22 protein-coding genes and 1 tRNA gene are annotated in these 21992 nt (G+C 66.2%); 12 read left to right on the top strand and 11 right to left on the bottom strand.

All coding sequences use genetic code 11. From position 1 onward, the window contains the following. Positions 1-844: hypothetical protein (locus VL752_RS10220; RefSeq protein WP_325354781.1), on the bottom strand; the 844-nt coding region annotated here is incomplete at its 3' end. A 174-nt stretch (positions 845-1018) separates the two neighbouring features. Between VL752_RS10220 and VL752_RS10225 the strand changes: the two genes are divergently transcribed. Beyond that, positions 1019-1906: a ParA family protein gene (locus VL752_RS10225; protein ID WP_325354783.1), complete on the top strand. Its 888-nt coding sequence runs from the start codon at positions 1019-1021 to the stop codon at positions 1904-1906. Between the two features lie 6 nt (positions 1907-1912). Further along, on the top strand, positions 1913-2368 hold the full coding sequence (locus VL752_RS10230; RefSeq protein WP_325354785.1) for a hypothetical protein: 456 nt from the start codon (positions 1913-1915) through the stop codon (positions 2366-2368). Between the two features lies 1 nt (position 2369). On the opposite strand, the gene VL752_RS10235 is transcribed toward VL752_RS10230, so the two are convergent. The 3 genes from VL752_RS10235 to VL752_RS10245 form a co-directional block, all read right to left on the bottom strand. Further along, positions 2370-2444 (bottom strand) — tRNA-Gln (locus tag VL752_RS10235). A 32-nt stretch (positions 2445-2476) separates the two neighbouring features. Next, the gene (locus VL752_RS10240; protein WP_325354787.1) at positions 2477-3370 is read right to left on the bottom strand and encodes a 4-(cytidine 5'-diphospho)-2-C-methyl-D-erythritol kinase; all 894 of its coding nucleotides are present in this window, start codon (positions 3368-3370) and stop codon (positions 2477-2479) included. Between the two features lie 12 nt (positions 3371-3382). Beyond that, positions 3383-5104: a tetratricopeptide repeat protein gene (locus VL752_RS10245; protein ID WP_325354789.1), complete on the bottom strand. Its 1722-nt coding sequence runs from the start codon at positions 5102-5104 to the stop codon at positions 3383-3385. A gap of 135 nt (positions 5105-5239) precedes the next feature. On the opposite strand from VL752_RS10245, the gene VL752_RS10250 reads away from it, so the two are divergent. From VL752_RS10250 to VL752_RS10285, 8 genes are all read left to right on the top strand, one after another. Then, on the top strand, positions 5240-6118 hold the full coding sequence (locus tag VL752_RS10250; protein WP_325354791.1) for a uracil-DNA glycosylase: 879 nt from the start codon (positions 5240-5242) through the stop codon (positions 6116-6118). A 129-nt stretch (positions 6119-6247) separates the two neighbouring features. Next, entirely contained in the window at positions 6248-8098 is a 1851-nt protein-coding gene (locus tag VL752_RS10255; protein WP_325354794.1) for a lytic transglycosylase domain-containing protein, read from the top strand. A 9-nt stretch (positions 8099-8107) separates the two neighbouring features. Further along, positions 8108-8632, top strand: coding sequence for a molybdenum cofactor biosynthesis protein B (gene moaB / locus VL752_RS10260; RefSeq protein WP_325354796.1), 525 nt, complete (start codon positions 8108-8110; stop codon positions 8630-8632). Between the two features lie 7 nt (positions 8633-8639). Next, entirely contained in the window at positions 8640-9401 is a 762-nt protein-coding gene (gene recO / locus VL752_RS10265) for a DNA repair protein RecO (RefSeq protein WP_325354798.1), read from the top strand. Between the two features lie 66 nt (positions 9402-9467). After that, positions 9468-11690, top strand: a complete 2223-nt coding sequence (parC, locus tag VL752_RS10270; protein WP_325354800.1) for a DNA topoisomerase IV subunit A — start codon at positions 9468-9470, stop codon at positions 11688-11690. Between the two features lie 26 nt (positions 11691-11716). Then, complete coding sequence (locus VL752_RS10275) at positions 11717-13180, top strand: cobyric acid synthase (RefSeq protein ID WP_325354841.1); 1464 nt, start codon at positions 11717-11719, stop codon at positions 13178-13180. Positions 13181-13228: 48 nt separating this feature from the next. Beyond that, positions 13229-13909: a sigma-70 family RNA polymerase sigma factor gene (locus VL752_RS10280; protein WP_325354803.1), complete on the top strand. Its 681-nt coding sequence runs from the start codon at positions 13229-13231 to the stop codon at positions 13907-13909. Further along, positions 13906-14643: an anti-sigma factor gene (locus VL752_RS10285; RefSeq protein WP_325354805.1), complete on the top strand. Its 738-nt coding sequence runs from the start codon at positions 13906-13908 to the stop codon at positions 14641-14643. Before VL752_RS10280 ends, VL752_RS10285 begins: the two co-directional genes overlap by 4 nt. 102 nt (positions 14644-14745) lie before the next feature. Here VL752_RS10285 and VL752_RS10290 read toward each other — a convergent pair whose 3' ends face one another. The 4 genes from VL752_RS10290 to gshB all read right to left on the bottom strand — a co-directional run bounded on the left by VL752_RS10290 (position 14746) and on the right by gshB (position 19358). Beyond that, a complete protein-coding gene (locus tag VL752_RS10290) occupies positions 14746-16140 on the bottom strand; it encodes a sugar porter family MFS transporter (RefSeq protein WP_325354807.1) in 1395 nt (464 codons plus the stop codon). Between the two features lie 193 nt (positions 16141-16333). Then, positions 16334-17488 carry a mechanosensitive ion channel family protein gene (locus tag VL752_RS10295; RefSeq protein WP_325354809.1) on the bottom strand — a complete coding sequence of 385 codons (1155 nt, stop codon included), beginning with the start codon at positions 17486-17488 and terminating at the stop codon, positions 16334-16336. Between the two features lie 58 nt (positions 17489-17546). Beyond that, positions 17547-18404 carry a lysophospholipid acyltransferase family protein gene (locus VL752_RS10300; protein ID WP_325354811.1) on the bottom strand — a complete coding sequence of 286 codons (858 nt, stop codon included), beginning with the start codon at positions 18402-18404 and terminating at the stop codon, positions 17547-17549. Positions 18405-18413: 9 nt separating this feature from the next. Further along, entirely contained in the window at positions 18414-19358 is a 945-nt protein-coding gene (gene gshB / locus VL752_RS10305; protein ID WP_325354813.1) for a glutathione synthase, read from the bottom strand. 141 nt (positions 19359-19499) lie between these two features. Between gshB and VL752_RS10310 the strand changes: the two genes are divergently transcribed. Both VL752_RS10310 and VL752_RS10315 read left to right on the top strand, forming a co-directional pair. Continuing rightward, the gene (locus VL752_RS10310; RefSeq protein WP_325354814.1) at positions 19500-19802 is read left to right on the top strand and encodes a hypothetical protein; all 303 of its coding nucleotides are present in this window, start codon (positions 19500-19502) and stop codon (positions 19800-19802) included. 163 nt (positions 19803-19965) lie between these two features. Then, a complete protein-coding gene (locus tag VL752_RS10315) occupies positions 19966-20118 on the top strand; it encodes a hypothetical protein (RefSeq protein ID WP_325354816.1) in 153 nt (50 codons plus the stop codon). A gap of 15 nt (positions 20119-20133) precedes the next feature. Here the strand turns inward: VL752_RS10315 and VL752_RS10320 are convergent, their stop codons facing one another. The 3 genes from VL752_RS10320 to VL752_RS10330 are packed head-to-tail and all read right to left on the bottom strand — an operon-like array spanning position 20134 to position 21936. Further along, on the bottom strand, positions 20134-20925 hold the full coding sequence (locus VL752_RS10320) for an SDR family NAD(P)-dependent oxidoreductase (protein WP_325354818.1): 792 nt from the start codon (positions 20923-20925) through the stop codon (positions 20134-20136). Positions 20926-20951: 26 nt separating this feature from the next. Then, on the bottom strand, positions 20952-21728 hold the full coding sequence (gene map / locus VL752_RS10325; RefSeq protein WP_325354820.1) for a type I methionyl aminopeptidase: 777 nt from the start codon (positions 21726-21728) through the stop codon (positions 20952-20954). A 1-nt stretch (position 21729) separates the two neighbouring features. Beyond that, positions 21730-21936 carry a ParD-like family protein gene (locus VL752_RS10330; RefSeq protein WP_325354822.1) on the bottom strand — a complete coding sequence of 69 codons (207 nt, stop codon included), beginning with the start codon at positions 21934-21936 and terminating at the stop codon, positions 21730-21732. Between the last annotated feature and the right edge of the window lie 56 nt (positions 21937-21992).

Here is a 21992-nt window from a genome sequence, read left to right on the forward strand (position 1 = left end):
TGTTCCAGGTTTGCGAATCCGAAGACAGACCGAGCAGCGCTTCCACATCCGGCAGCAGCACCAGCGCAAAGCGGTCGACCAGCCGCTGGCCGCCCAGCGGCAGGGCCGCGAACGGCACGAAGCCGATATCCGACACCGGAAGGATGAGGAGGCGCCTGGCGTTTGACGCCTTCAGCCTTGACGCCACGGGGTCGGGCAGCAGCAATGACCAAGCCTCCGCCGTCAGCTGCTCCGATGCACGCTCGCTCTCTCGGGCCGCTTGTTCTGGCGCCTGCCCAATCCGAAGGCGCGGCGCACGGACGGCCGCTCGTCCCTCGACATCGAGACCGCGGCGCACGATTGCGGCGGCGGAGCTCGACCGAAAGGGACTGTGCTCGGCGATGGGCACCGTTGCCGCTGCTTCGAGGCCCCGCGCCGAAAACAGCCATACGCAGAGCGCGTACTGCTGACCCGAGACACCGACATCGTAGAGCAGCGCCGCCGTCTCCCCGGAGCCTTCCAGATCGGCAAGGCGTCGCGCGATCATGTCGACGAGGGGGAGCGGGCTGGCGGTCCTGATGCGCCCTCCGCTCAACTCCCCGCCTGAGAACACGCCGTGGCGGATCTTGTTCTTGAAGCCGATCCGGGCCTTGTCGTGTTCGATCAGAGTCGCCTTCAAGCTCTGCAGGTCGCCGACATCGGCGTGGCATGAACGCGTGACCGGCTTGCCGTCCCAGCCCAGGAGCAGCCGCTCCCTCCGCGGATCGGTTTTGCGGGGCGCTTGCGCATGCACCCAAAAAGAGCAGACAAGCAGAACGGCCAGAGCACAAGCAATGCGCGCGATGCCCCACGCTGCCCGACGCACGTATCGCAATCCTTCCATGCGAACCGTTCCCGTATCCAAAGCGTGCACGCTAGCACGGGGAAAAAGGAAGTCGTTCGAAAGCGCCCGCCGATTGCGCTCTCACGTGCCGCGTGCGCGCTTCCCGCGAATCACTTAACCCCCTCCATCCGCGTGTTATTTCAGAAAGGGTGGAGGATGGCGCAGTTTCTGGCGGTGTCGAACAGAAAGGGTGGTGTCGGCAAGTCGACGATCGCCGTCATGCTGGCGCATGCGGCCGCCGCGTGGTCCGGCCGCCGTGTTCTCGTGATGGATCTCGACACCCAGTGCAACGCCTCCCTGATGCTGGTGGGCGGCCTCTCCTGGGAGCGCGCCTGCAGGGCCGGGCACACCATTGCCGACTACTTCTACGACCGCTTCGACAAGGTCGCCCAGGACGAATCCGCCTATGTTCTCTCCGACGTCGGCGATGTCGCGCACTCGAGGTCCTCGCCCGGCCGCGTCTCGCTGCTGCCCGGCTCGCAGCGGCTCGAGGAAATACAAGGCGAGCTGCTGCTCAAGCATTCCAAGAAGGACCTCCACGCCGATGCCGTGGCGGTGCAGGTTCGCGGACGCATGAAACGGCTGATGAAGCATTTTGGCATGGACTTCGACCTGGTCATCCTCGACTGTCCACCGGGCCTGTCGTTTGCGGCGCTCGCCGCACTCGATCTCGCTGACTACGTCGTTGTGCCCTTTCGTCCCGATTTCGTCTCGCAGTTCGCGCTTGACCGGGTTGCGATGTTGATCGAGCGGGTCGAGACCGCCGAGCAGCTTGCCGCCATCGCGCACTCCGAGCGACGTTACGCCTGCCTCGCCAACTGTCTCAACGGCAGCGGCCACGAGCGGCTCCTCATCGAGCAACTGGCCCTCGATCATCCACTGCTCAAGGCTCGCCTGCCCGCGTCGGACAGCATTGCGCGTGCCTTCGACTGGGAGGAGGCGCGCCAGACGATGGAAGCCAAGTACGGAGATGCCATGCCGTACCTACGCGCCTTGCACGACGAGGTGCTGGGCGATGCGCGGTTGCGCGAGAAGGCGGCCTAGTCAGGAATGCGCAAGAAGACCAAAGCGCTGTCGGGGGCCTCGCAGGACGCATATTTCCGCCGCGTCCTGAAGACGCAGCCCGGTATCGCCACCGAGGAACGCGATCGGCTGGTGCGCCGCCTCCGGGAGGACATTGCGCAGGTGCGCGTGCGGGTGGCTCCGGCAGCGCAGGTCGAGGCTCCCGCGCCCGCGGCGCGGCCGCCTTCGGTTGAAGGTCCTCTCTCCCCACCTCCGCCGTTTGATCCGTTCTCACCCAACGTCGTAGTCGTCGTCCGCACGGGCGGTCGGGAGGCGGCCCTTGCGGCGCTTGGAGGTATTGAGAGCCCGGACAACCTGCGCCTTCTGGCACGCGAGCAGCGCCTCACCGTTCCCATCGAGGCATCCTCCGCCGCCGACCTCCGAGCAGCCATCGTTGCAGCCGCAGAGCGGCGCATCGCCAATCGCGCGGCTGCGGCAGGCTGACTGGCTGGGGCGGAAGGAATCGAACCTTCGCATGGCGGAATCAAAATCCGCTGCCTTACCGCTTGGCTACGCCCCAAGATGCTGCGCCGGTCCAGGCCGGCGGCATGCTCATAAGGCCGAGCGGGGGGGCTCGTAAAGACCTCCACCCCAGACCCACCATCCCGGATGGTGCAAGGCCGCTGCCGCCGCCGCTGCTTCGGCCACCGTCGCGAAGAGGCCGAAGCAGGTCGCACCCGATCCGCTCATGCGCGCGAGGCGGCAGCCCGCCGTCCCGTCGATGGCACGCAGCACCGCGCCGATTTCGGGTGTCATGCCAATGGCTGGCTCTTCCAGGTCGTTGCCGCTGGCGGACAGCGCCTCGGCCAAGGCAGCAGCACTCTCGAACCCTCGGCCTGGCACGGCATCGCTGGGCGAGAACGTGGACCCGGCCGCCGCGCGGGCACGAAAAATCGCGGGTGTCGAGCAGGCAAGACCGGGATTGACGAGCACCAGTCCCAGCCCCTCAGGCAGAGGCGGCACCTGAGAGATCACCTCGCCGATCCCGGCCATGCGGGCGGGCTGCCGCAGGAGGCAGACCGGCACGTCGGCGCCAAGCCGGAGTGCGATGGTGGCGAGAGCCTCGGGCGGCACCGACAGCCCCCAAGAGAGGGCGAGGAGGCGGAGGGCGGCCGCTGCGTCTGCGGAGCCGCCGCCGATGCCCGAGGCTATGGGCAGGTTCTTCTCGAGCGTGACCGCGCCGAGAGGCGCGATCCCGCCGGCCTCGGCCAGCGCCCGGGCCGCGCGCAGCACGAGATTGTCCTCCGCCGCCGCAAGCGCGCCGCCGAACGGACCGGTGATCGTCAGAGAGAGATCGCGGGCGGGGCTGACAGAAAGCCGGTCACCGATGCCCGCGAAGACGACGAAACTGTCCAGCAGATGATAGCCGTCCGGCCGGCGGCCGGTGACGCGAAGGGTCAGATTCACTTTCGCGGGCGCGAAGCCCGCTGCCTCTTCCATCCTCATGAGGGCGGCCGGTCAGTTCGTCGTATGAACCGCGGGTGCTGCAGCCTGCTTGATCTGCAGTTTGGCGAGCAGTTCGTTTGCGAGATCAGGTTCCGGATCAAGCTGCAGCGCGCGCCGCCACTGGAAGATCGCCTGCAGACGCTCGCCCGCTGCGGCATAGGCGTCCCCCAGATGCGCGTTGATGGTCGGATCCTCGGGTTCGAGCTGCACGGCCTGGGACAGCGTGCGGACGGCCGCCCGCGCATCGCCCTGCTGCAGCTGGACGTAGCCCAGACTGTCGATAATGGCGCCGTCATTCGGCACGACCTTGAGCGCCTGCTCGATCATCGTCCGCGCCTGGCCAATGTTCTGCTTCTTCACGGCCAGGCTGTAGCCGAGATAGTTCAGTACATAGGGTTGGCCGGGCGAGAGCTTCAGCGCGGTGTCGAGATCGGGCTGCGCCTTTGCCCAGTCGCCGCCCTGATCGTAGCACATGGCGCGATCGTAATAGATCACCCAGGCGGCCGGGCTATCCGTCGGCAGGAGAGGAATGGCCTTGGTATAGAGGGCGGCGGCCGGCAGCCACTGCTTCTGCTGCCGAAGCAGGTCGGCCTGGGCAAGCACCGGCTCCGGGCTCCATGCATAGCGCTTTGCGAGATCCTGAAGCTTCTGCTGCGCCTGGTCCCCCTGGCCGAGCCGGGTCAGCAGCACCGCCTGGCGCAGCACGGCGAGGGGATAGAGCGGATCGCTCGCGGGGATGTCCTGCAAGGGAGCGAGAGCGACGGCCGAGTTGTTGCCGCGGTCCACGACTTCGGAGAGCAGGAGCCGCGCCGAGGAGAGATCGGGCTGCAGCTGCAGGCCGAGCTGCAGCAGGGTAAGCACGGTCTGCTGCGCCGCCGCCCGGTTGCCCTCGCGGCCGGGATTGTTCACCACCTCGTCCTCGAAAGCGGCGGCAAGGTTGATATAGACCTCCGCCAATCCCTGCACGGCATTGGCGACGGGCGGCGTCTTCAGATGCTGCTTGAGCGCCGGCACCGTCATGGCGAGCGCCAGATCGGGAGAGAGCGCATCCAGCACCTGATCCGCGCTCGCCGTGTCCCCGGTGCGCGCATCCCAGCTCGCCAGCAGTTGGGCGAGGCGCAGATTGGTGACGTTGAGGCTGCCCTGCACGATTCCGTAATTTTGGGCGGCCAGCGCGATCATCTTGGCTTGGTCGGCGATCAGCGCCGTATGCAGCGCGAAAATGGTGCGTGAGCCGCCGGTCGCATGAGATTGCAGCGTGGCGAGCGCCGCGCTTGTATCGCCCGCGCCCTGCTGCGCCCAGGCGACGAGGAGGGGTTTGAGAATGCGGGTCAGCCCGTCCTGCTCCGGCAGCGCCTGATAGCGGCCGAGAGCATCCTGCCAATGGCCGGCCCGCGCCTCGGACCCGGCGAGCAGCAGCTGGGCAAGCGCATCCTTGGGCACCTGGGTTGCAAGCGCCGCAGCCGTGCCGGCGTTGCCCGCCAGAAGTTCCAGCAGGAAGGCGCGGCCCGAGAGGGTCGCACCGGCCGAAGGGTCATCCGCCATCGCCCGGCGCATGGCCTCGGCCGCCACGGGGAAGTCGAATCGGCTGGCGGCATACTGGCCGACCAGGAAACTGCCATAGGCGCCGGCCCGGCCGGTCCCCGCCGAGCCGGGCGGCGTGGTCGCGGCACAGGCGGAAAGGGCAGTCAGGGCAAGAAGAACCGAGCGGCCGAGCATGGGAGCGTTTCTCATGCCGTGGATGCTACCAGCCGAGCGGCGGCTGCGCCATCGGGGGACACGCGCAGAACCGACCCATTGCTTGACAGTAAAAAGCGCGTCATGCCCCGGTAGGGCAGAACACCACCCGGAACGCAGAGGCCACCCGACATGCAAGACGCCCTGTTCGGCGCGGAAGCGGAGAGGTCCGCGGCGCTGGCCCTTCTCGCCCTGCAGATCGAATGGGGGGCGGATGAAGGGTTGAGCGACCTCGGAATAGACCGCTTCGCTTTGGCCGAGACCGAGCCCGCCTTGCCGCCTCAGCACCCGGCCGGCGAGCACGCCGAGCCGTCAGGTGCGATGGCTATCGCCGTGGGTGCGGCGCCTTTGCCGACGCCGGCGCAAGCGTCGCCCACTCGCGCGCTCTCCCGCCCCACGGCCGGCCGGCCGGCCGCCGCCCAGGCCGCCGCGCTTGCCGCCACGGCCGGGACCCTGGCCGAACTACGCGCCGCGATCGCCGGCTTCGAGGGCTGCGCGCTGCGTGATACCGCGACCAACCTCGTCTTCTCGGACGGCAATCCCGAAGCCCGCATCATGCTGGTCGGCGAAGCCCCGGGCGCGGACGAGGATCGCGCCGGCCTGCCGTTCGTCGGCGCCTCCGGCCAGCTGCTCGATCGTATGCTGGGCTCGATCGGCCTCGACCGCAGCCGCGTGCTCATCACCAACATCCTGCCCTGGCGGCCGCCCGGCAACCGCACGCCGACGGAGAACGAGATCGCCACCTGCCTGCCCTTCGTGATGCGGCACATCGCCCTCGTGGCGCCGGACATCCTGGTCTTGCTGGGAGCCACCGCGGTGCGCGCGCTCACCGGCCAGACCCAGGGGATCCGGCGAGTGCGTGGCCGCTGGCAAGCGCTCGCGATCCCCGGGCTCGCTGCTCCCCTGCCCTGCCTGCCGACCTATCACCCGGCCTATCTGCTGCGCACGCCGCTCGCCAAGCGGGAGGCCTGGGCCGATCTGCTCGCCCTCCGCGAGCGGCTGGCGACGTGATTGACGAAAAATTCACCACATCGATTCGCCCGATTCCTGCGCATTTCTCGCGCATGATGGGTGAATAGGAGGCAGCTCCCATGACCGTGAGGTTGCCATCCAGGAGAAACTTGTTTAGCGACCCTGCCCATGCGAGGGATCGGCAGTTCGTTCTCCCGTCTTTTCAGCCCCAAAGCGATCATCGCGGGGGCCGCGATTCTTGCTGGAACGGCCGCCCCAGGCCTGCATGCAGACGCCCAGGAAAAGGCCGGCTCAGAGACAAAGCTCAGCGACCAGTCTGCTTACGCGGTGCCGCGATCGGCCCCCGAAGGCGGCGATGCTTTTGCGTTTCCGCAACCCCTGAACCCCAGCGATGCGGTTCTGGTCCGACAGATTTTCGCGCTTCAGGCCAAGGGCAAGATCGCGGATGCCGAGAAGGCCACGGCGCAGCTCTCCAACCGGATGCTGCTCGGCGCCATCCTGGCCGACCGCTACACCGGCCCCTATACCAAGCCTAGCGCCGCGACACTGAAGAACTGGCTCGACTCCTATGGCGACCAGCCGGAAGCGCCGGCGATCGCGCATGTGCTGAGCCTGCGCCTGCACGGCACCGCCGGGTCCATGCCCACACGGCTGCAGCCGGCCTATCTCTCCCCCCCGACCAATGCCGACGGCGCCGATTTCGACATGGGGCCGCCCGATACCGGGGTCGAAAACCAGCCGGGGCTGGATTCCCGCGTTCTCGACCTCGCCCATTCCGACAAGCTCGCTCAGGCGGTCTCCGCCATCAGCGCCGCCAAGATTAGCCAGGCTTATGGCGCGACGCTCAGGGCCGAGGTCGCCCACATCGCCTTCGCCAATGGCCATAACGCATTCGCGGCCAATCTCGCGCATGGTGCGATCGCCGAGTCCCACGGCAAGCTTGGTCTGCCGCCCTTCATCGCCGGGCTCGCCGCCTGGGTCGCGAAGGATGCCAAGGCTCTGGACTATTTCACCGCGGCCGCTGGTGCGCCTCAGGCCTCCAGTCAGCTCCGCGCGGCGGCATCCTTCTGGGCGGCGCGCAGCGCACTGCGCCAAGACAAACAGATGCTCTACCTGACCTGGCTCCGCCGCGCCGCTGCCAGCGGATCGGGATTCTACGCGACCCTCGCGCAGCGCATTCTGGGCCAGGACAGCCCGAGCCACGATCTCGATCATCAGATGCTCGGCCTCGCCGATCTCGAGGCCGTCGCTTCCAATCCCCATGGCGAGCGAGCCTTCGCGCTCCTGCAAGTCGGTCAGACTCATCTGGCGGAACAGGAGCTGCGTGCTCTCTATCCCAAGATCGCGCAGGACCCGGGCATGCGGCGCGCCGTCATGCTGGTCGCCTGGAAGGCCGGCATGGCGACGCTCGCCAGTCAGATTGCCTCGCTCGACCCGGCTCATCCCCCGGGCAGCGTGGTGATCCCCCCGCTCTCGCTCTTCCCGAAGCATGGCCTCCATGTCGATCCGGCGCTGCTCTACGCGCTGGTGCGGGTGGAATCGAATTTCGATCCCAAGGCAGTGTCCGGCGCAGGCGCGCGCGGCCTGTTGCAGCTGATGCCGCAGACCGCCGCCTTCATGAACAAATGGGGTGCCACGCAGCTGAAGCGGCAGGGCCTCTCAGATCCTGAATTCAATCTCGAAATGGGTCAGCGCTACCTCAGATATCTGGCATCGCAGTCCAACATCAACGGCGACCTCATTCGCATTCTCGCGAGCTATAATGCCGGACCTTCAGAAACATCCGGCTGGAGCAACGATCAGGTCGCCGAGCATGATCCTCTTCTCTATATCGAAATGATCCCAAATCGCGAGACACGCAATTTTGTTTTCTGCGTGCTGCGGTACAGCTGGGCCTACGCCGCCCAGATGAATTTGCCGGTGCCGAGCCTCGAGGCGCTCGTCCAGGGCAGTTTCCCGCACCTCACCGGCCCCTCCGGCGTCGGCGTCGCTATCGCAAGTTCTGCGACGATCCATTAGAAGAGGCCCATGGACCTCTCGCGCCCCTTCGTGCCGGTCAATATCGCCGTCCTCACCATCTCCGACAGCCGGAGCTTGGCGGAGGACCGTTCGGGAGACGTGCTCGTTTCCCGGATCGAACTGGCCGAGCACAAGCTCGTCGATCGCAAACTGGTGAAGGACGACGTGGGCGCCATCGAAGCGCAGCTGCGCGCCTGGATCGCAGATCCCGCCGTCGATGTCGTCATTTCCACCGGCGGCACCGGCATCACCGGCCGGGACGTGACACCGGAAGCCTTTGCGCGCGTGCTTGAAAAGGAAATCGTCGGCTTCGGCGAACTGTTCCGCATGCTGAGCTATGCCAAGATCGGCTCCTCCACGATCCAGTCCCGCGCACTCGGCGGCGTCGCGAACGGCACCTATCTTTTCGCGCTGCCCGGCAGTCCCGGCGCGGCGAAGGACGGGTGGGACGACATTCTCGTGACGCAGCTCGATATCCGCCAGCGGCCTTGCAACCTCGTCGAACTCATGCCCCGCCTCAAGGAGCATCTCTGAACCCCCGATGGAGTGGGAAGAGCCCGGCATTCTTCTGGAAGCTCGCGCTTATGGGGATGCCGATCTCATCGTCTCGGTCTTCACGTCGGGCCAGGGCCTGCATAAAGGCCTGGTACGCGGCGGCGCCAGCCGCCGTCAGGTGGCTCTTTGGCAGAGCGGCAATCTTCTCGCGCTGCGCTGGACCGGGCGACTGCCGGAACAGCTCGGTCATTTGACCGGCGAATCGATACAGGCCATCGCCCCGGGTGCCATGGAGGAGCCGCTGTCCCTCGCGCTGCTGCGGGCCGCCTGCGCGGTCGCCGCAGGCGCCCTGCCCGAGCGCGAGCCGCATGGACAGAGCTTCGCGGCGCTCCTTCATCTGCTGCCGCGAATCGCCACCCATCACGCGACGCCGGCCGATCTCGTGCGCTTCGAACTCACCCTTCTCTCCGATCTCGGCTACGGGCTCGATCTCGCGACCTGCGCCGTTACCGGAGCAAGCCAGGGGCTGACCCGCGTCTCCCCCCGCACTGGCCGGGCGGTCTCGGAAGAGGCCGCCGGCGCATGGCGGGACCGGCTCCTGCCGCTGCCCGGCTTTCTGCGCCCGGGCGCCAACGAGACCGGCGCGGCGCCCGAGGATTGGCGCGATGCGCTGCGCCTCACCGGCCATTTCCTGGAGCGTGACGCCTTCGGCCATCACCATCGCCCGCTTCCCGAAGCGCGGCGGCATCTTTATCAACTGGTCGAGACGCGGATAGCCGAGGCCAACGCACCCTCACGCTCCGGCTGACACACCCATCGCGTTCCAGTATTGTTCGCCTATGGAGGCCGACCATCCCGCCTCCCGGAGATTCTGATGCCTGACGATTTCGCCGGCCATATCGAGGAAGCCCCCCTCGCCGGGGCATTGAGCGACCGCTACCTCGCCTATGCGCTCTCGACCATCATGTCCCGCAGCCTGCCGGATGTGCGGGACGGGCTGAAACCCGTCCATCGCCGCCTCATCTACGCCATGCAGCAGCTCAGGCTCGATCCGACCTCGGGCTTCAAGAAATGCGCCCGCGTCGTCGGCGACGTCATGGGTAAGTTCCATCCCCATGGCGATGCCTCGATCTATGAGGCCATGGTCCGCCTCGCCCAGGATTTCTCGGTCCGCTATCCGCTGATCGAGGGCCAGGGCAATTTCGGCAATATTGACGGCGATAATGCCGCGGCCATGCGCTACACCGAAGCGCGGTTGACCGAAATCTCCCAGGCACTGCTCGAGGGCATAGACCAGGATGCCGTCGATTTTCGTCCGACCTATGACGGCGAGGAGCAGGAACCCCTCGTCCTGCCGGGCAATTTTCCCAACCTCCTGGCCAATGGCGCGGCCGGCATCGCGGTCGGCATGGCGACGTCCATTCCGCCGCACAATGCGGGCGAGGTTTGCGCCGCCGCCATTCTCCTCGTGCGCAAACCCGAAGCGACGACAGCCGAGCTGCTCGACTATATGCCCGGCCCCGATTTCCCGACCGGCGGCGAATTGGTCGAGGAGAAAGCGGCACTTCTGCAGGCCTATGAGACCGGGCGCGGCGGCTTCCGCCTGCGCGCGCGCTGGTCGGTGGAACAGGGCAAGCACGGCACCTGGACCATCGTCGTCACCGAAATTCCCTATCAGGTGCAGAAATCCCGCCTGATCGAGCAGATCGCGCAGCTCATGGAAGACAAGAAGCTACCGCTTCTCGCCGATATTCGGGATGAAAGCGCCGAACTGGTTCGCATTGTGTTGGAACCCAAAACCCGCACGGTGGAACCCTCCATGCTGATGGAAAGCCTGTTCCGCACTTCGGCGCTGGAAACCCGCTTCCCGCTCAACATGAATGTGCTGGATGCGGACCGCACGCCCCGCGTCATGCCGCTGCGAGAGGTGCTGCGCGCTTGGCTGGACCACCGCCACGTGGTGCTCGTCCGCCGCTCGCAGCATCGCCTTAACGCGATCGAGCGGCGCCTCGAAATTCTCGACGGCTATCTCGCCGTCTATCTCAATCTCGACGAGGTGATCCGCATCATCCGCGAGGAGGACGAGCCAAAGCCGTCTTTGATGAAAGCTTTCGACCTGACGGACCTGCAGGCCGAAGCCATCCTCAATATGCGGCTGCGCTCGCTGCGCCGGCTCGAGGAGATGGAGATCCGCAAGGAGCACAAGAATCTCGCCAAGGAAGGAAAGGATCTGCGCACGCTCCTCGGCAGCGAAAAGCTGCGCTGGGACCGGATCGTCACGGAACTCGAAAAGATCCGCGCGAATTGGGGAGACGGCCCGCTCGGCAAGCGCCGCACCGCCATCGGCTCCGCCCCCGCCGTCATCGACATCGACGAAACCGCGCTGGTCGAGCGCGAAGCCATCACCGTCATCCTGTCCAAGAAGGGGTGGCTGCGCGCCGTGAAGGGCGCAATCGCGCCCGATGCCGAATTGCGTTTCAAGGATGGTGATGCGCTGCGCCTGCTGCTGCCCTGCGAGACGACGGACAAGCTCATGCTGCTCGCCACCAACGGCCGCGCCTATACGCTGCGCGCGGGGGACATTCCGCGCGGCCGTGGGGACGGCCAGCCCATCCGCCTGCTTGCCGAATTCGGCAACGAGGATGAGGTCGTCGCGCTCTTCGCCCATGAGGCGGGCGCGAAATACCTGCTCGTCTCCTCACCCGGCCGCGGTTTCGTGGTGGGGGCGGACGATCTTCTCTCCGAGCGAAAGGCCGGCAAGCAGGTGATGACGGTGAAGCCCGGCGAGGAGCTGGCAATCGCCACGCCGGTGGGGAATGGCGACCACCTCGCCATCGTCGGCGAGAACCGCAAGATGCTGGTCTTCCCGCTTGAGCAGATCCCGGAAATGGCGCGCGGCCTCGGCGTGCAGCTGCAGAAATACAAGGATGGCAGCGTTGCCGACCTGCGCATCTTCAAGCTCGCCGACGGTCTTTCCTGGAAGTCGGGCGAGCGCACGCGGACCGAAACCAATCTGAAGGACTGGCTCGGCGCCCGCGCCCAGACCGGGCGCCAGCCGCCGGTGGGCTTTCCCAAGAACGGCCGTTTCGGCGCCTGAGGCGGGCGGGGGTGACCCGTGCATTGATGGTCCAGGGCACGGGGTCGAGCGTCGGGAAATCCACGCTCGTCGCCGGGTTCTGCCGCCTGCTGACGCGCCAGGGTTTGCGCGTGCGGCCCTTCAAGCCGCAGAACATGTCGAACAATGCCGCCGTCACGGCCGATGGCGGGGAGATCGGCCGCGCCCAGGCGCTGCAGGCGCTGGCCTGCGGCGTGGCGCCTTCGGTTCATATGAACCCCGTCCTGCTCAAGCCGCAGAGCGAGGTCGGGTCCCAAATCGTCGTGCAGGGTCGCGTCTGGGGCCAGGCGCGCGCGCGGGAGTTCCAGCAGATCAAGGCGCAGCTTCTGCCCTATGTGCTGGAGAGCTTCGACACATTGCGGGCAGAGGCGGATATCGTGCTGGTGGAGGGCGCGGGCAGCGCCTCGGAAGTCAATCTGCGCGCCCATGACATCGCCAATATGGGCTTCGCCGAGGCGGCCGACCTGCCCGTCATCCTCGTGGGCGACATCGACCGCGGCGGCGTCATCGCGAGCCTCGTCGGCACGCAGTCCGTGCTGCCGCCAGCCGACGCCGCGCGTATCGGCGGCTTCATCGTCAACCGCATGCGGGGTGATGCCAGTCTTTTCGCCGAGGGCATGCGTTTCATCGCCGAACGGACCGGCTGGCCAGCGCTCGGCCTGGTGCCGTATTTCAGCGAGGCGCATCGCCTGCCGGCCGAGGACGCCGCCGATCTGACGCCCGACACCCAACGCCGGGGCGGCGCGCTTCGCATCGCCGTCCCCGTGCTTCCTGGCATCGCTAATTTCGACGATCTCGATCCGTTGCGCGGCGAGCCCGATATCGACATTGTGATGTTGCGGGACGGCGCGCCCCTTCCCCCCGATACCGATCTCGTCATCCTGCCGGGTTCCAAGACGACGATGGCCGATCTCGCTGCCCTGCGCGCCCTGGGCTGGGACGCTGATCTCCTTGCCCATCACCGGCGCGGCGGCCGCATCTTCGGCATTTGCGGCGGCTACCAGATGCTCGGCCGGATCATTGCCGATCCCGAGGGGATCGAGGGGCCGCCTGGCACCGTCGCCGGTCTCGGCCTGCTCGCGGTCGAAACGGTGCTGCGCGGCCCGAAACAGCTGGCCGCGGTGCGCGGAGAGACGCTGGCCGACGGCGTACCGTTTTCAGGCTACGAGATGCATATGGGCGTGACCACCGGCCCCGATGCGGCGCGGCCCTTGCTGCGCCTCGGCGACGGGCGCACGGAGGGCGCGCAATCGCCCGACGGCCGCGTCCTCGGCAGCTATGTCCACGGCTTTTTCGGAGATGACCGCCAGCGCAATGCCTGGCGCGCCGGCTTCGCCCTCGCCCCCAGCACCGGGCGCCACGCAACGGCGGTGGAAGCAGCCCTCGACGGGTTGGCCGATCACCTAGCCGTCCATTGCGACATGAGAGCGATGATGGCGCTTGCGGCATCCGCAGGGCCACGCCGCCCGTAAGAGGAGGGACAGGCGGGAGTAATTCCCGAAAAACAGGACAAGTAACCGATGGCCTTCGGCGCCCTAGACGCACGCAGCCGGCTTGCCACACGTCACCGGCCGGGCAATATGCGGGGAGCAGCCTATGCGCGCCGCGTGCGCGCTATCGGGAGGGTTCCGGCTCTGGTGACGACTCAGGCTATGCCGCGGGACCTCGGCGATTCCGAACTCAGCCAGCTGCTGCTGCGTTGTGCGAGCGGCGACCGCGCGGCCTTCCGCACCCTCTACGAATCGCAATCGGCGCGGATGCACGGCCTGGCAATGCGCATCACCCGCGATCCTGGCCTCGCCGCCGACGCGACGCATGATGCCTTCGTCCAGGTCTGGAACCAGGCGGTGCGCTTCGATCCGGCGCGCGGCGCCGCCGCCGCCTGGATCATCAGCATCCTGCGCTACCGTGCGCTCGACATCACGCGCAGGCGAGCCCGCGAACAGCCGGGCTACGAGCCACCCGAGGAGGCGGACGGGGCGCCATCCGCCCTCGACCAGTTGCAGGCGAGCACGGAAGGCGCGGCGCTGCACCGATGCCTGGAGGAACTGGAGCCCGACCGTCGGGATCTTCTGATGCGGGCCTTTACCGAAGGCCTTTCCCATAGCGAAATCGCGGCGCAAACCGGCACGCCGCTTGGCACCATCAAATCCTGGATCAGGCGGGCGCTCGCCAGCCTCAAGCGGTGCCTGGAAGCATGAGCGGCACCAGCGAAGACGACGATCTTCTCGCCGCCGAATATGTGCTTGGGGTCCTGGAAGGCTCGGAGCGCGATGCGGTGTTGCATCGCGCCGACCGCGAGCACGCATTGGCAGATGCCATCATCGGCTGGGAGAACCGGCTCGCGCCGCTGGCCGTCCTGGTGCCGCCGGTTGCTCCCCCGCTCTCGCTCTGGCCCCGGATCGCCGCCACTTGCGGCTTGAGCGAAGCGCCCGCAGCGGCGGCGCGGCCGGCGCAGGCCGGCTCGATCTGGGGCCGTCTCGGCTTCTGGCGTGGCACCACGGCGGCAGGCTTCGCGCTGGCGGCCGCCATGGCCGCACTCGTCATCCTGCGCAGCCCGCCTGAAAAGCCGCTGCAGGCGCCCGGAATTCCGCTCGCAAGCGCTGTGCTGACACCCCCGAAGGGTAGCACGCCCTTCTGGCTGGCCGCCGCCGGGCCGAACGGCGCCGTCCAGTTCAAGCCGCTGCAGAAGATCGCCGTCGCCGTCGGGCACGACCTGGAACTCTGGGGCCTGCCGGACGGAGAGAAGGTGCCGAAGCCGCTGGGCCTCATCACGCCAGAGGGAAAAACCATCACGCTGCCCGCCTCGATGCATGCGCCGATGGAGATCATGGTCAGCCTGGAACAGAAGGGCGGCTCGACCACGGGCCTGCCGCAGGGTCCGGTGCTGTGGCTGGGCCATATGGACGCGCCCCAATCGAGCGGCAACGGCTGAGCGACACGCTCTCCCGCCTCCTGCCAATCCTCTGCGGCCCATAAAAAGGGCTGGTCCGGTTTCCCGGGCCAGCCCTTTTTGCTTCCGCCGAAGGGGCGGTGATCAGGCGCCGATGTTACGCAGCGGCTTGCCGGCCATCAGATTGGCCTCGATATGCTCCAGCGTCACACCCTTGGTTTCCGGCACGAAGTAGATCGTGAAGACGAAGAAGAGGGCATTCAGCAGCGCATAGAAGCCAAAGGTCAGGCCCGAGCCCCAGCTGTTCAGCATGCTGAGGAAGGTCAGGCCGACGACGAAGTTCGCGACCCAGTTGGTCAGCGTCGAGGCCGCGATGCCGAAATCGCGCCCTTTGGTCGGCTGCACTTCCGAGCAGAGCACCCAGATCAGCGGACCCGCCGACATGGCGAAACCGGTGATGAAGAGCAGCAGCATCACGACCGCGAAGATCTGCATGCCGACGCTCAGATGGCCGAGGTTCAGCACATAGCCGAGGATGCCCATGCCGAGGACCATAACGACGAAACCGCTCAGCAGCACCGGGCGGCGACCCCAGCGATCGACGAAGCCGATGGCGATGAAGGTCGCGAGCACGTTGACTAGGCCGACGATCGCCGTGCCCCAGAGCTGCATATGGCCGTGGAAACCGGCCGCCTCGAAAATGCGCGGCGCATAATACATGACGACGTTGATGCCGGTCAGCTGCTGGATGATCTGCAAGGCAATGCCGAGGAAAACCGAACGACGGAAATTCGAGTTCGCGCGGAACAGCGACCAGCCGACCTGCGGGCGGCGCAGCTGTTCTTCGATTTCCTTGTATTCGGCGTCGACGCGCTGCTTGTTGCCGCGCAGCTGCGTCAGCACCTCGCGCGCCTCGCGGCCCTTGCCACGCATCAGCAACCAACGCGGGCTATTGGGCAGGCGCGTGACGCCGATGAGAAAGAGCACGCCAGGGACCGCGACGATGCCGAGCATCCAGCGCCAGGCCCCGATGTAGCTGAACAGCGTATCGGAAATGAAAGCGGCGAGGATGCCGATGGTGATCATCAGCTGATAGGTCGAGATCATCGAGCCGCGCTTCTCGGGCGGGGAGATTTCCGAGATGTAGAGCGGCGCGGTGAAGGTCGCGATGCCGATGGCGAGACCGAGGATCACGCGGGCGGCGATGAGAGATTCGATTGACCAGGCGGCGGCGCAGAGGAGCGAGCCGATGACGAAGAGGATAGCGCCGAGGATCAACGAAACCTTGCGCCCGAGGCGGAAGGAGAGAACACCCGCCGCAAGCGCACCCAGCGCCGCGCCGAACATCATGGAGCTGACGATCCACTCCTTAGCCGCGTCACTCGCATGGAACGCTGTGCCGATGAAGCCGAGAGCACCGGAGATCACGCCGATGTCAAGGCCGAACATGAGACCTGCGAGAGCCGCCATGCCGCCGGTGAAGAAACTATGCTCCCCGGTCGAACCCGACGCTGTTGAGGTTTGCGCTGCTATATTCATTCCAGGCTCCCATGCCAAAAGACGTAGACTAGGCTCTAACCTCGCCAATTGCCCGGCCCAACGCGCGCATAGGCAACATACCTATGCATCGACCTGGGGTTGCTTGGACAATTAAATTCTAAATGATTGTTTCCGCTGATTTTTGTCTCAAAACCGAATGATTTATGCTGCATAGCAACATAAATTTGACTGTTTACTGTTGCTGCGCTGCAGCAGAATCCGGTGCCCGATCCATCGTTATGCGGGTATGTGGCAGGGCGTAAGGATGCTCCTGCTGCAGGAAAGCAATCATCTTCTCTCGCACCTCGCAGCGCAAATCCCAGCATTGCGGCGCCGTGCGCGCGCTGACCAGGCAACGCAGCTCGATGACCGCCTCGCGCGCGTCGCTGACCTGGAGATTGACCACTTTGCCGTCGCAGAGCGCGCTTTCGGCCGCGATCTCGGTCAGCTTGTCGCGCACCACCTGCACGGGCACCCGCCAGTCGAGGTAGAGATAGACCGTGCCGATAAGGGCGGCCGATTCCCGGGTCCAGTTCTGGAAGGGTTTCTCCAGGAAATAGGAAATCGGTAGGACCATGCGCCGCCAGTCCCACAGCCGGACGACGACGTAGGTGCCGGTGATCTCCTCGATCCATCCCCATTCCCCTTCCACGATCACCGCATCCTCCAGCCGGATCGGCTGGGTGATGGCGATCTGGACGCCAGCTATCAAATTGGTGAGCAGCGGCCGTGCGGCAAGACCGAGCACCAAGCTTGCCGCACCCGCCGAGGCAAAGAGGCTGATGCCGTATTGCCGCACTTCATCGAAGGTCATCAGCGCGATGCCGACGGTGACGACGGCGATAAGGATGGCCCCGGCCCGCTTGAGGATGCGGATCTGGGTCAGATGCTTGCGAGCCAGGAGATTGTCGTCGATATCCGTGCGGAAGCGCGCGAGATAAAGGGAGGCGAGGATCTCCATCGCCCGGATCGCCGTCCAGCCCACCAGCAAGACGAAAGCGACCGCCAGCAGATGCGCGATGGTCAGCGTCGTCGCGGCGGAGTAGCTGAGCGAGGGCAGCGCCGCGCCGGCGAAGAAGAGCACATAGGCTACCCGGCTCGGCCCCCGCGTGTTCTCCACGAAAAGTTCGAAGAAGGTCCGCACCTTGCTTGGCGGCCGAAACCGCTTGAAGAGGCGGAGCGTCGCCCAGTGCAGAAGCAGCCCCACCGCCGCCGCCACCAGCAGGATGATGGTGCTCCAGACATAATGGGGCATCCACGACGGGCCGGCCGCGACACTGTGGTTGAAGACCTGGCGCAGCGTATCTTCATGGGGGGTTACGCTCGAGCCGCTGGGCTGTCCGGCCATCGATACCTTCCGTTGATTGCGACCCTCAATGTGCGCTCTGGACGGGAAAGGTCCAGCGTCAGCCCGGACAGGAATTCCGGTTGCGGCGGATTTCGGCCGCACTCTGCGCAACCTGGCTCCAGGTCAGTTGGGCGAGCTTCTTGCGGTTCAGCCCAGCCCCGCGGTCGAGCGGCGGATGCAACTGGATCGTGACGCGCAGACCGCGGTGGCGCGCAATGCGGCTCAGATGGCTCGCAAGGTCCATGTCTCCGAACCAGGCGAAGAGGGTGCGGTCCTCACGGCGGACGGGCAGGAAATCGAGTTGGTCATAGACGATGGTAAAAGGCTGCAGCACGTGCGGCTGTTCGGTCTCGGCAACCGCAAGAAACGCGGAGCGGAAGGGCATGACCCGGGTGCCGTCCGACGTCGTGCCCTCCGGAAACAGGACGAGATTGTCCCTCTGGCGCAGCCGCTGCAGGATATCGGCATTCTCCTTCGCCGCCGTCGCGGCCTTGCGGCTGACGAAAACGGTGCGGCCGAGCCGGGCGACAATCGAAATGATCGGCCATTTCCCGACCTCGCCCTTGGCGATGAAACAGGCGGTGAGGACGGATCCGAGTGCCGGGATATCCATCCAGGAGGAGTGGTTGCCGACATAGACGACCGGCAGGCCGCCGCCGGCAGGCTCGCCAATCACCCGCACGCGCAGGCCGAGGCATCGGCAGCAGCCCCACCAATAGAGACGCGGCAGCAGGGCCTTGGCCCGGCCTGGCAGGAAAATCAGCACCGATTGCGGGATGCCGCATAGCACCGTCCAGAGCAGGCAGGCGGCGACGCGCAGGAATACGAGAACCCCGCCCGGCAGGCGCGGAAACTCAGGCCAGGCCCCGTCCAGGGGCACGGCCCGGCCGCCTCTGATGTCGCCTGCGCGGATCATCGCACGGTGTTACTTCTTCGCCTCGATCCGGTCCCAGATGCGCTGCTCGATATGGATGCCGTCGAAGCGCGCGATCTCCTGCAGACCGGTGGGGGAGGTCACGTTGATCTCGGTCAGATAATCGCCGATCACGTCGATGCCGGTGAAGAGGAGGCCCTGCTCGCGCAGATAGGGGCCGATCGCCTCACAGATCTCGCGCTCGCGTAGCGTGATGACGGTCCGCTCCGGCCGGCCGCCGACATGCATGTTGGAACGCGCGTCGCCCTTTGCCGGCACGCGGTTAACGGCGCCTGCGGCCTCACCATCCACCAGGATGATGCGCTTGTCGCCGGCCCGCACGGCCGGCTCGTACCGCTGGATCATCAGTGGCTCGGTCGTGCGCGAGAAATGGCTGTCGAGGATCGAGCCGAAATTCTCGTCGTCCTCGCGCAGCCGGAAGACGCCGATGCCGCCATTGCCGAACAGCGGCTTGATGATGATGTCGCGGAATTCGGCGCGGAATTCCGTAATGGCCGCGCGGTCCCAGGTGATCAGCGTCGGCGGCATAAGGTCGGGGAACTGGGTGACGAGCAGCTTTTCCGGCGCATTGCGAACCGCGGCCGGATCGTTCACCACCAGCGTCTTGGGGTGGATATGCTCCAGCATATGGGTGGCCGTAATATAGGCCATGTCGAAGGGCGGATCTTGACGCATCAGGATCACATCCATCGTCCCCAAGTCGAGCAGTTCCTCGGGTCCGAAGCTGTAGAAGTTCCCCTCCTCGCGCCGAACCGAGACCGGATGGGCGCGCGCCGTCAGGCGCTGGCCGCGCAGGGCCATGTGCCGCACCTCGTAGTGCCACAGCCTGTGGCCGCGGCGTTCCGCCTCCAGCATCAGGGCGAAGGTGGAATCCGCGTTGATATTGACTGTGTTCATCGGGTCCATCTGGACCGCGACATGGAGCGCGTTCGGCATAGGCACGTCCTTCGGCAAAGGAGCGAGCAGCATAAAGGGCAGCGCCGGAGCCGCATAGGGGAGCGCCCGGTCCGGCTTGCGGCCAGGAAATCTTCACCAATTCCATGCAATCCTGCTTGCCCGGGAGAACGGCAGGGGAGCGTGGCACGGTTGAAAGGGCAAACGGCCTTTCTGGCGGCATGGGTCCTGGGCGAGGCGGTGCTCGCCCTGCCCTGCCAGGCCCAGAATTACCAGCCGCCGCCCCAGGCGGGCGGGCCACCCATCCTGATGCAACAGGCGCCGCCTGATCCCCGGCAGTTCTGTTACTATAACGGCCAACCTTATTCGATGGGATCGGCCTACCCGGCGAATACGCCCGGGGCCAGCGGTCGGCCGATGCGCTGCCGTGCCACCCCCGCCATGGTCAATGGCTATATCATGATGGAGTGGAGCGATGAGAATTGAGGTGCCGGCACCCGCATGCGCGCGGGCAATTGCTTTACCGTTCGCGCGCAACGGCGCACACTCGTCCCGGAACAGAAACAAGACCGTTCAAGGCAAGACTTGGCTCGCTTTGCTGTTACTCCCGCTTCCGGCCCTCGCGGCCGGTCTTGGAAAGGAACAAGACATGAGCTGGCTTGGAGGAAACTGGTACGGCGTCGTCGCCTTCTTCGGCATCCCCGCGCTGCTGGGCATCCTCTGCTGGACCGGCGCCCATTACGTCATCGGGGCGCGCACCCGGCATGAGCGGGAGCGGGAGACACGCCACCGCCCTTTCTGATCCGACGTCGCCGTATCATCGCTTGAACGAGCCCCCGCCACTCGCCTTGTAGGCGATGCGAGCCGCGGTCATGCGCGGAATAAGGCGGGAGGCCGCGACCATGGCCTTGTTGGCGCCACCCGCGACCACCACCGCTTCGCCCCGCAGCATGGCGTCCACCCCGATCCGCGCGACCTTGGCCGCCGGCAGAGCCGTCCGTCGCGTCATTTCGTTCGGATTGAAACCCGCGACCGCGCCGAACCCCGTCTCCATGAAGCCGGGACAAAGCACCGTCACACCGACTTTCGGCGCGAGTTCGACATGCAGCGCCTCGCCGAGCGAGAGCACGAAGGCTTTCGACGCGCCATAGGCGCCCAGCAGCGGTGTCGCCTGGAAGGCGGCGATGCTCGCGACCAGCATGATGTGGCCGGAGCCGGCCCGCGCCATGCGGGCGCCGTAGACCCGCGCCATTTCGGAAAGCGAGACGATATTGAGCTGCAGCATGGCGGTCAGCCGCGCCGGGTCGTGATCGACGAAGGGCTGGTTGATACCGAAACCGGCATTGGCGATGAGCGCGCTGGGCTGCAGCCCCTGCCCGTCCAGCCTGGCCGCCAAGCCCGCGACACTGCCGGGAACGGAGAGGTCGGACGCCGCGACCGTCACCGCCACCTTGAGGCTTTGCCGCAAACGCTCCGCGAGGTCCTGCAAGGGCGCTTCGGAGCGCGCCGTCAGGATCAGGTCATAGCCGCGGCGAGCCAGATCTTCGGCCAGGGCCACGCCTAATCCGCTGGAGGCGCCCGTAATCAGCGCCAGTTTCCGCGCGTTCATCGCCGTCTCCCTATCAGGACCAGACCTTATACGCTGCTCAGCATCGGCCTCTCATCGCTCCGAAGGGTCAGGACTTCGACGCCCGCCCTGGTGACGGCCACGGTATGCTCGAACTGAGCCGAGAGCTTGCGGTCATTGGTCACCACCGTCCAGCCGTCATCCTCGGTCAGCACCTTGCGCGTGCCCTGGTTCACCATCGGCTCGATCGTAAAGACCATGCCCTCGCGCAATCGCAGACCGGTGCCGGGCCGCCCGAAATTCATCACCTGCGGCTCTTCGTGCATCTCGCGGCCGATGCCATGCCCGCAGAACTCCCGCACGACCGCATAGCCGTGCGCCTTGGTGTGCCGCTCGATCGCGAAGCCGATGTCGCCGGTATAGGCGCCCGGCCGCACCGCGCCGATCCCCTTCCACATCGCCTCCTGCGCGACCCTCACCAGCCGCCTGGCGGCCGGCGGTGCGTTGCCAACCAGATAGGTCTTACTTGAATCCGCGATGAAGCCGTTCTTCTCCAGCGTGATGTCGAGATTGATGATGTCACCGTCCCGGACGATCGCGCGCGCATCCGGAACGCCGTGGCACACGACATGATTGATCGAGCAGTTGAGGACGAATCCGAAGCCGTACTGGCCCTTGCTCGCAGGGCGCGCGGCAAGGTCGACGGTGATGAACCGCTCCACCAGATCGTTGATCTCCAAGGTGGACATGCCGGCGAGATCGAGCCCGTCCAGCATCTCAAAGACGGAGGCCAGGAGCCTGCCGGACACGCGCATCAACGCGAGTTCGTCCCGCGTCTTCACCATGTCAGGCGGCGGCCGCTTCGGCCGGGCGAATATCCGCCGCCGCGAACTGCGCCTTGACGATGTCGTTGAAGCAGAGCGTCGGATTCGTTTCGGCCAGCATGCCGATCTTCATCCAGAATTCCGCTTGCGCATTGATGGACCGGCACATGACGGCGCTGGCCTTGCGCGCCTCCTCGTGCAGATCCTCGTCGATTTTCACGATGCCCATGCCTGTCCCTCGCGGCTGCAGGATATACGGTCCATATATGAACCGTATATCCCGCA

The organism is Acidisoma sp., from assembly GCF_035492295.1.
Classification (GTDB): Bacteria; Pseudomonadota; Alphaproteobacteria; order Acetobacterales; family Acetobacteraceae; genus Acidisoma.

Coding starts and splice junctions, on each gene's coding strand:
- VL752_RS10225 (WP_325354783.1), top strand. CDS start 1,019: ATGGCGCAGTTTCTGGCGGTGTCGAACAGAAAGGGTGGTGTCGGCAAG.
- VL752_RS10230 (WP_325354785.1), top strand. CDS start 1,913: ATGCGCAAGAAGACCAAAGCGCTGTCGGGGGCCTCGCAGGACGCATAT.
- VL752_RS10240 (WP_325354787.1), bottom strand. CDS start 3,370: ATGAGGATGGAAGAGGCAGCGGGCTTCGCGCCCGCGAAAGTGAATCTG.
- VL752_RS10245 (WP_325354789.1), bottom strand. CDS start 5,104: ATGAGAAACGCTCCCATGCTCGGCCGCTCGGTTCTTCTTGCCCTGACT.
- VL752_RS10250 (WP_325354791.1), top strand. CDS start 5,240: ATGCAAGACGCCCTGTTCGGCGCGGAAGCGGAGAGGTCCGCGGCGCTG.
- VL752_RS10255 (WP_325354794.1), top strand. CDS start 6,248: ATGCGAGGGATCGGCAGTTCGTTCTCCCGTCTTTTCAGCCCCAAAGCG.
- moaB (WP_325354796.1), top strand. CDS start 8,108: ATGGACCTCTCGCGCCCCTTCGTGCCGGTCAATATCGCCGTCCTCACC.
- recO (WP_325354798.1), top strand. CDS start 8,640: ATGGAGTGGGAAGAGCCCGGCATTCTTCTGGAAGCTCGCGCTTATGGG.
- parC (WP_325354800.1), top strand. CDS start 9,468: ATGCCTGACGATTTCGCCGGCCATATCGAGGAAGCCCCCCTCGCCGGG.
- VL752_RS10275 (WP_325354841.1), top strand. CDS start 11,717: ATGGTCCAGGGCACGGGGTCGAGCGTCGGGAAATCCACGCTCGTCGCC.
- VL752_RS10280 (WP_325354803.1), top strand. CDS start 13,229: ATGGCCTTCGGCGCCCTAGACGCACGCAGCCGGCTTGCCACACGTCAC.
- VL752_RS10285 (WP_325354805.1), top strand. CDS start 13,906: ATGAGCGGCACCAGCGAAGACGACGATCTTCTCGCCGCCGAATATGTG.
- VL752_RS10290 (WP_325354807.1), bottom strand. CDS start 16,140: ATGAATATAGCAGCGCAAACCTCAACAGCGTCGGGTTCGACCGGGGAG.
- VL752_RS10295 (WP_325354809.1), bottom strand. CDS start 17,488: ATGGCCGGACAGCCCAGCGGCTCGAGCGTAACCCCCCATGAAGATACG.
- VL752_RS10300 (WP_325354811.1), bottom strand. CDS start 18,404: ATGATCCGCGCAGGCGACATCAGAGGCGGCCGGGCCGTGCCCCTGGAC.
- gshB (WP_325354813.1), bottom strand. CDS start 19,358: ATGCCGAACGCGCTCCATGTCGCGGTCCAGATGGACCCGATGAACACA.
- VL752_RS10315 (WP_325354816.1), top strand. CDS start 19,966: ATGAGCTGGCTTGGAGGAAACTGGTACGGCGTCGTCGCCTTCTTCGGC.
- VL752_RS10320 (WP_325354818.1), bottom strand. CDS start 20,925: ATGAACGCGCGGAAACTGGCGCTGATTACGGGCGCCTCCAGCGGATTA.
- map (WP_325354820.1), bottom strand. CDS start 21,728: ATGGTGAAGACGCGGGACGAACTCGCGTTGATGCGCGTGTCCGGCAGG.
- VL752_RS10330 (WP_325354822.1), bottom strand. CDS start 21,936: ATGGGCATCGTGAAAATCGACGAGGATCTGCACGAGGAGGCGCGCAAG.